The 7,195-nt window shown below is 68.4% G+C and carries 7 protein-coding genes; 4 read left to right on the forward strand and 3 right to left on the reverse strand.

The window, feature by feature from the left end:
• Nucleotides 1–3: 3 nt before the first annotated feature.
• The 3 genes from ACYVDA_RS12615 to ACYVDA_RS12625 all read right to left on the reverse strand — a co-directional run bounded on the left by ACYVDA_RS12615 (nt 4) and on the right by ACYVDA_RS12625 (nt 3,067).
• The gene (locus tag ACYVDA_RS12615; protein WP_460818713.1) at nt 4–1,167 is read right to left on the reverse strand and encodes a tyrosine-type recombinase/integrase; all 1,164 of its coding nucleotides are present in this window, start codon (nt 1,165–1,167) and stop codon (nt 4–6) included.
• Between the two features lie 1,019 nt (nt 1,168–2,186).
• On the reverse strand, nt 2,187–2,657 hold the full coding sequence (locus tag ACYVDA_RS12620; RefSeq protein ID WP_460818714.1) for a hypothetical protein: 471 nt from the start codon (nt 2,655–2,657) through the stop codon (nt 2,187–2,189).
• Entirely contained in the window at nt 2,654–3,067 is a 414-nt protein-coding gene (locus ACYVDA_RS12625; RefSeq protein WP_460818715.1) for an ester cyclase, read from the reverse strand. The genes ACYVDA_RS12620 and ACYVDA_RS12625 overlap by 4 nt, the downstream gene beginning before the upstream one ends.
• Before the next feature lie 886 nt (nt 3,068–3,953).
• Here ACYVDA_RS12625 and ACYVDA_RS12630 point away from each other — a divergent pair.
• The 4 genes from ACYVDA_RS12630 to ACYVDA_RS12645 all read left to right on the forward strand — a co-directional run.
• A complete protein-coding gene (locus tag ACYVDA_RS12630) occupies nt 3,954–5,078 on the forward strand; it encodes an NAD(P)/FAD-dependent oxidoreductase (RefSeq protein ID WP_460818716.1) in 1,125 nt (374 codons plus the stop codon).
• Nucleotides 5,075–5,638, forward strand: coding sequence for an RNA polymerase sigma factor (locus ACYVDA_RS12635; protein WP_460818717.1), 564 nt, complete (start codon nt 5,075–5,077; stop codon nt 5,636–5,638). The genes ACYVDA_RS12630 and ACYVDA_RS12635 overlap by 4 nt, the downstream gene beginning before the upstream one ends.
• Nucleotides 5,635–5,913 (forward strand): anti-sigma factor, encoded by a 279-nt coding sequence (locus ACYVDA_RS12640; protein WP_460818718.1) that lies wholly within the window; start codon nt 5,635–5,637, stop codon nt 5,911–5,913. The genes ACYVDA_RS12635 and ACYVDA_RS12640 overlap by 4 nt, the downstream gene beginning before the upstream one ends.
• Nucleotides 5,910–7,195, forward strand: a 1,286-nt coding sequence (locus ACYVDA_RS12645) for a dihydrolipoyl dehydrogenase family protein (protein WP_460818719.1), incomplete at its 3' end; no start/stop codon positions are given. The genes ACYVDA_RS12640 and ACYVDA_RS12645, both read left to right, overlap by 4 nt.

Below are 7,195 nucleotides of genomic sequence, written 5' to 3' on the forward strand. Positions count from 1 at the left end.
ACGTCAACTGGTCGGCTCCTGGCCGGACCCGGTGTCGGGTTCCTGTCTGCTGGGCGGCTGCTGGGGCCTGCGGATTCGGTCGAGGGCGGTGAGGTTCTTCGCGTCGGCGCCGGGGTGCGAGTGCAGGTATTTCTGGGTGGTGGTGATCTGGGCGTGGCCGAGGCGGTCCATGACGGCCTTGAGGTCGGAGCCGCCGGCGAGGAGCCAGGAGGCATGGGCGTGGCGGAGGTCGTGCACGCGGACGGCGAAGTCCACCCCCGAGGCATGGACGGCCGGCAGCCAGATCCGGGTGCGGAAGGTGTTCCTCGAGATCGGGGTGCCGTCGCGGGTGGCGAACAGCAGATTATCCGGGCCGAGCCGCCGCTCGGCGATCCAGGCGGTGAGCTGGTCTACGAGTTCGGGTGGCAGACCCAGGGTGCGGGGTTCGTTGTCCTTGGGGTAAGGCTTGGTGATCATCCGCTGCCCGGTGGGGGAGTTCTTCAGGGAGACCTCGACGATGGTCTCCTCCACCGTGAGCCTCCCGGTCTGGAGGTCGAGATGCCGGGGTTTGAGCGCGATGAGCTCGCCCCAGCGCAGGCCAGTGTCGATGGCGGTCTCGATCATCAGCCGGTGCTGGGCGGGCAGGGCGGTCAGGAGCGCCTCGTACTCGCCGGGGGTCAGTGTGCGGTTGGTCTTCTTGACCCGCTTGGGGAGCTCGGTGTGGGCGCAGGGGTTGAAGGTGATCACCCGGTCGACCAGGGCGCGTTCGAAGACCGAGTGCAGCATGGTGTGGTACTTCGCGACCGACGCCGCCGACAGGCCGCCCTCGGACGCGGTGGTCACCCAACGTTGCACCTCCGAGGGGAGGATCTTGCCCATCGGCCGGCGGCCGAAGACCGGGAAAAAGTGCTTGTCGAGGTAGGAGCGGTAGGCGGCCAGGGTGGAGGTCTCGACTTGCTTGGAGGGCAGCCACACGGTTTCGACGTACTCGGCGAAGGTGACCTGGCCGCGGGAGTGGTCATGCCAGGCGCCCTCGCGGACCTTGGCCTCCTCGCGGTGGGCGGCGCGTTCGGCGGCCCGCCGGGACGTGTAGGTGCCGGCAGAGCGTTGCCGGCCTTCGGGGTCGCGGTAGCAGGCCACGAACCGCTTGTCGCCGTCGTCGGTGGTCCTCACCTTGATCCACGCCATGGCTGCCTCCCGAGAACCGCAAACGTCGATGTCCGCACAGTGTCCGCGAACGTTGCCCCGAATGATGGCGAAAGGAGGCGAAAGTCGACGGAAACTGAATACGGCTCTGACCTGCGACGTTACGCTCAACACGGCTCACATGTCCATCGGAAGTGAGGCATCTGGTGAGGCAGTTGGTGGGTTAGTACGGCACTCATAACCCAGAGGTCGCAGGTTCAAATCCTGCCCCCGCTACAAAGAAAAACCGCAGGTCAGAGCCGGGTTCGTGGGTTCCACGAGCCCGGTTCTTGCGTTCCGTGTCAGCACGACGTCTGCTGACACTTTCGAGATGGACGCCAGAGAGGTCTTCGGGCGAAGAGCCGCGAAGCGGGGCGAGGCGTAGCGGAAGGTGGATGCGGCCGACCTCTTTGCCATTGACCCAGAGGTCGTTATGCTGGAAACCGTCGCATCCGGCTGCAGGCGGCCGGCTCCGGACCACCATGCGCGCCGGCCCCCGCGGACACGCCGCGTTCAGGAGGCGGCGGTGGCCGGTGCTCGGGGCCTCATGGAGTTCGACCGCATCAGCGGCGTCGGGGGTGTCTGTCCAGCTGCCAGGAGATTGAGCGCGTCGTGCGTGTTGAGCCGAACTCGAAGGGGATGTCCAACTGCTCAACGCGGGGCCTGTCAGCACTGTCGATCACTTGTTGCCAACTCGATGTCACGTCTCAGAGGCCGGGGCCCCGGGGGATTCGAAGGGGACAGTTCGAGCCGTAGTCGGTTCAGCACGTCTCGGTTGCAGGTCTTCGCTCTGCCGAGTGGCACCTGCAACAACGGCGATACCTCGTCGCAGGCGTAGCCGCCAAGGTAGTCCGGCTCAACGGCGTGCCGCTGAGGCCCCCAAGCGTAGGCGCGTCGATTCGTCCTTGGGCGACGGTGCCCGTGACCCTGGCCTGACTGGCCGCACTGCCGCCTACGACGCAGAACCTGACCGTTCGGCGCGCGCCGTCTCGTCGCTAGCAGGTGGAGTAATCGCTCAGGGGTCAGGCCCGGTCCAACGCGTCCAGCACTGCGGAAGTGACAACACCGTAGACGAGGTGGGGAAGTGCATCGCTCAGCCAGTCCTTGGCGGCCCAAGTGCGGGGGTTGCTGACACCCAGCAAGGTCATGGGTGCGTCGGTGGCCATCATGGCCGCCGCGCCGACAACGACACCTCCGAGGAGCATGTTCGGTCGCCATCTCAAGCCTCTTGTCAACCCGGCGGCGGCGCCGACGCTGAGGCCCGCTGCCAGGCCGGTGAGTGGTCCGAGGCCGGCGATCCGGTTGTTACGAGTTTCGTCATCGCCCGGGATGGTGATGTTTGCCTTCGCTGCCAACTTCTCCACGGTTAATTCGGGTGTGCTGCTGGACGGCCGGCCTCGCGCGACAACGTCTAGGTAGGTCACCAGGTTGAGCGCGGTGGTGCCTGCTGCCCCCGCGGCCGTTCCGGCGGTGAGGGCCTGCCACAGCCTCATGCTTCGACGTGGCCGAGTTGAGTCATGATTCCTAGTTCATCGCTGCTTCCCCAGCGCTCGACGAGCTTCCCATGCTCGAACCGTCCGATCTGGACGCCTCGGACCTTGATTTGCTTGCCCGTGGGGGCGTTCCCCTGGAAGGGGCCGTCGTTGGTGCCGGTGAGCGTGTAGGCGAAAGCGACGTCGTGGTCGGTCGCGGTCATGTGCTCGACCTCGACGTGGAGATCGGGAAAGGCGGTGCGCATCTCGGTGAACATGTCGCGGTAGCCCTGGGGGCCGGGGCCCTGTCCCGGTGCCGGGTCGTGGTCGACCGAGTCGGTTCCCACCAGGTCGTCAAAGTCGAGGGTGCCCGTGTTGACAGCCTCACCGAAGGCTTCCTGGGCCGCAATGTTGCTCTGCTTGTCGAACACGTGGTTTTCTCCTCAGTCGCCCGAATGTTGCCCGTCGCTCTTGTGTGCCCGAACTAGGACTCCGGTAATCCCAGATCGAGAATTTGGCTGCCGTGTCGGCCAATAAGAGCGGCGAAGGGCTCGTGAGGGCTTGGCCCAAAGGTGCTAGGAGGGTCGATGATCAAGGATTCGCTTCGCTCACGTTTACGGCCTCGCCGTGGGCTTCGAGCTGTTGGGGCGACACCGACTTCAACGCGTTGGCCGGCTCCCTCCGTCGGATCTGGGCGGTCAGCGACGGCTGAAAATGAACCCGTAGCTTCAGGCGGTTCCGGACCACGTCGCAACACCCTGCTAGATGGGGGGCCGAAGATTGACCACCTCGACCGGATTCTCGATTCATTCGACTCGGGAGGAGCGGTATGGAGGTGTTGCCTGTGGAGGACTGGGCTGAGTTCGCTGACAGCATCGAGCAAAGGGATGGGGAGCAAGACGATGGCTAGGACGTTGGGAATCTCGCGAACCACGGTGCGTGCCGCGATCACCTACGACGGCGGGCCGCCCGCGTAGCGGTCGTCGTCATGATGCGACGCGAGCTTGATCGGGTCGGTCTGCCGAGAGGCGGGCAGCCTCCGGCGCGGGTTCGTTGGAGGCCGAGGCAGCGATGAGGCACTGCGCCTCACGCGGAGGCACGTGGCGCCCCACTCCGCGACGAAATTCGGGCTCGGGCTTGTGCTGACCCATTGGCTGCGGTGAGACCCTCGCCGCGGCCGCGGCCGCGGCCGCGGCCGTGGCCGCGGCCGCGGCCGTGGCCCGCGGCGCGGTCCGGGTAGTCTCAGAACGCGTTCCATGGCTTCGCTCCTAGGGCCGCGGAGGTATCCCTTTTCGCTCTACGGACAGAGGTCGCGGAGTGCCGGTCCTGCTCTTGGTCGGCGCTGGTCACGCCCACCTCTTCGTCGTGAAGCACGCATGGGAGTTGGCTGCCGCGGGATACAGGGTGCAGCTGCTGTCCCCCCGCTTCTTCGAGTACAGCGGGGTCGCGTCGGCCATAGCTGCCGGCGTGCTCCCGCAGGAGGCGGGGCGGATCGATGTCAGGGCCCTCGCCCGGGTCTCTGGGGTGGAGCTCCACGAGGCCACCCTGGTCCGGCTCGACCTGGACGCACGGACCGCCGTCACGTCGGACGGCGCGACGCTGTCGTACGACGTGCTCTCCCTGAACATCGGGAGCGTGGTCGCGGCGGTGCCCGGCATGCTCGTTGACCCGAGCGCTGTGAGGGTGAAGCCGTTGAGCGGTCTGGCCGAGCTCGATGAGCGGCTGCGAAATCCGTCCCGCTCGGGCGCCGATGTCACGGTCGTGGGGGGTGGCGCCACGGGGCTGGAGCTCGCGGCACACCTTGCTGTGCGTCGAGACGTAGGCCGGGTCCGGGTGGTGGAGGCGGGACGAGACGTGGGCGGAGGGCTTCCGCCGGGTGCCAAGCAACGACTCGACCGACTCCTCGCCCAGCGGGGAGTGGACGTGCGGACGCGGTGTGCGGTCACCGACGTAGGGGAGAGACGCGTCGTGTGCGCCGACGGGACGGAGATTCCACACGACGTCGCCCTGATGGCGAACGGTTTGTCGGCTCCGCCATTGCTGGCCGGGCTCGGCCTGGGTGATGAGCATGGGGTGCCGGTGCGAGACACCCTCCAACACATCGACCGCGACGAGATCTATGCGGTGGGGGACTGCGCCAACTTCACGTCCCAGGCGCTGCGCCGCATCGGCGTCCACGGGGTGCGGCAGGGACCGGTCCTGCTCCGGAGCCTGCTCGACAGGCGTCGGGGGCGGCCGCTGCCGGCGTACGAGCCCCAGCGTCGCGCGCTGTCGGTGCTCGACCTCGGTGACGGTGTGGGGCTCGCGGTCCGGGGGCGGTTGTGGTGGTACGGCGCCTCGGCGCTGCGACTCAAGCGGTTCATCGACCGGCGTTGGCTGGCGCAGTACCAGGCGGTGGACCCGGGAAGGTCCGCGGGGAGTCAGCGGGTTTTCCAGTCGTGACACATCCACGGCACTCGGACGCTTCCGTCCAGAGGCCCGCCTTCCGGGAGCTGGTGGAGCCTGAGATCGAGGTGCTCCTCCGGGTGGCGCTGACCATCACGAACGGCCCGGCCGATGCCGAGGACCTCGTGCAGGAGACGCTGCTGCGCGCCTACCGGGCCATCGACCGCTTCGACGGCCGGCATCCGCGGGCCTGGCTGCTGACCATCCTGCGCAACACGAACGCCAACATGCACCGCCGCCAGCGGCCGGGCACGATCGGCGACTGGGAGCTGATCCGGACCGCCCGGCCGGCTTTCGGCAACGCGGAGCTGCCGAGCGCTGAGGACACCTTCGTCCGAGAGGAGCTGCACGCGGATCTCGACGCCGCCGTACGCGCCCTCGACCCCCGCTTCCGGGCCGCGCTCATCCTTGTCGACGTGCACGACCTGAGCTACTCCGAGGCGGCCGCGGTCATGGGGGTGCCCGTCGGGACGGTGATGTCTCGACTCAGTCGCGCCCGCGACCGGGTCCGCAAGGCACTTCACTTCAGCCCACTCATGCGAGGAGACCTGTCATGACTGGGACGCTGCGGCAGATGCTGACCTGTCACTGGTCCGCGCGACGCATTCAGCGCTACCTCGACGCCGATCCCGCCGCCAGGCTCACGCCCGGCGAGATCTCGCGCCTCGAGGGGCATCTCGCGACCTGCGCGAAGTGCACCCAGGTCGCCACCGAGCACCGTGCCCTGCACCGGGCGCTGTCGCTGTGGTCGCGCGGGACGGGCGTCGATCCCCGTTCGGTCGACCGGGTCCGCGATTTCCTGTCCACCCTCAACGGCGAGGACACCGCGTGAGCGCCGACCAGGCAATCGCCACACCCTCTGCAGTCGGCTCGCAGGAGAAGCCGTGGGACCTCCTGGTCGTCGGGGGTGGGACCGCCGGGATCGTGGGCGCCAAGACCGCCGCACGTCTTGGCGCTCGGGTGCTGCTCGTGGAGCGGGATCGCACCGGTGGTGACTGCCTGTGGACCGGCTGCGTCCCGTCCAAGGCACTTCTGGCTGCCGCGGGTGTCGCGGCCAGCGCCCGCAACGGGCATCGGTTCGGCGTCGACGTCGGCGAGGTCTCGGTCGACTTCACGGGGGTGATGGATCACGTGCGATCCTCCGTCAGGCACATCGCCCCGGTCGATTCCGTCGAGGCGCTCGAGGAGGCGTCGGTCTCGGTTCGTACCGCGACCGCCTGCTTCACCGGGGTGGACTCGGCCGAGATCGGCGGGACACCCGTGAGGTTTCGACAGGCCCTCATCGCCACCGGGGCCTCACCAGCGGTTCCCCCCATCCCGGGGTTGAATGAGGTCGACTACCTGACCAGCGACACCATCTGGGGGCTGAGCGAGCTCCCCGCTGAGCTGGTGGTCCTGGGCGGCGGGAGCATCGGGTGCGAGCTGGGCCAGGCCTTCGCCCGCCTGGGCAGCAGTGTCACTGTCGTCGAGGGCGCACCCCGGATCCTGCCGCGCGAGGACCCTCTCGCAGCGGCCGAGCTGACGCGCGCCCTGGTTGATGACGGCGTCGACCTGCATACCGGCTCGGGCGTCGCGAAGGTAGAGCCACTCGGACCAGGTGCCGGGGTGCTCAACCTCGAGAGCGGCGATCAAGTGCCCTTCTCGCGCCTGCTGGTCGCCGTCGGACGGGCTCCGCGCACCCGCGACATCGAATTGGCGGCCGCGGGTGTCGAGGTCGATGACCACGGGTTCGTGGTGGTCGACGACCTCCTGCGCACCACCAATCCACGGATCTGGGCCGCCGGCGACCTCACCGGCCACCCGCAGTTCACCCACACCGCAGGCGTGCACGGGAGCCTGGCCGCGTCCAACGCCATCCTCGGGGTGCGCCGCAAGGTCGACCTCACCGCGGTCCCCCGGGTGACCTTCACCGACCCCGAGGTCGCCGCGGTCGGCATCGAGACGGACCGGGCTCCGGCGGGGCTGCGCACCATCGACTGGTCCCACTCCCATGTCGACCGGGCGGTCGCGGAGGGCGCGTACGGCGGTTTCGTGCGGCTTGTCGTCGACAAGCGCGGCCATGTCCTGGGGGCCACGGTGGTCGGGCCGCGGGCGGGGGAGACCCTGGGCGAGCT

The sequence above is a fragment of the Nocardioides korecus genome (genome assembly GCF_054778395.1).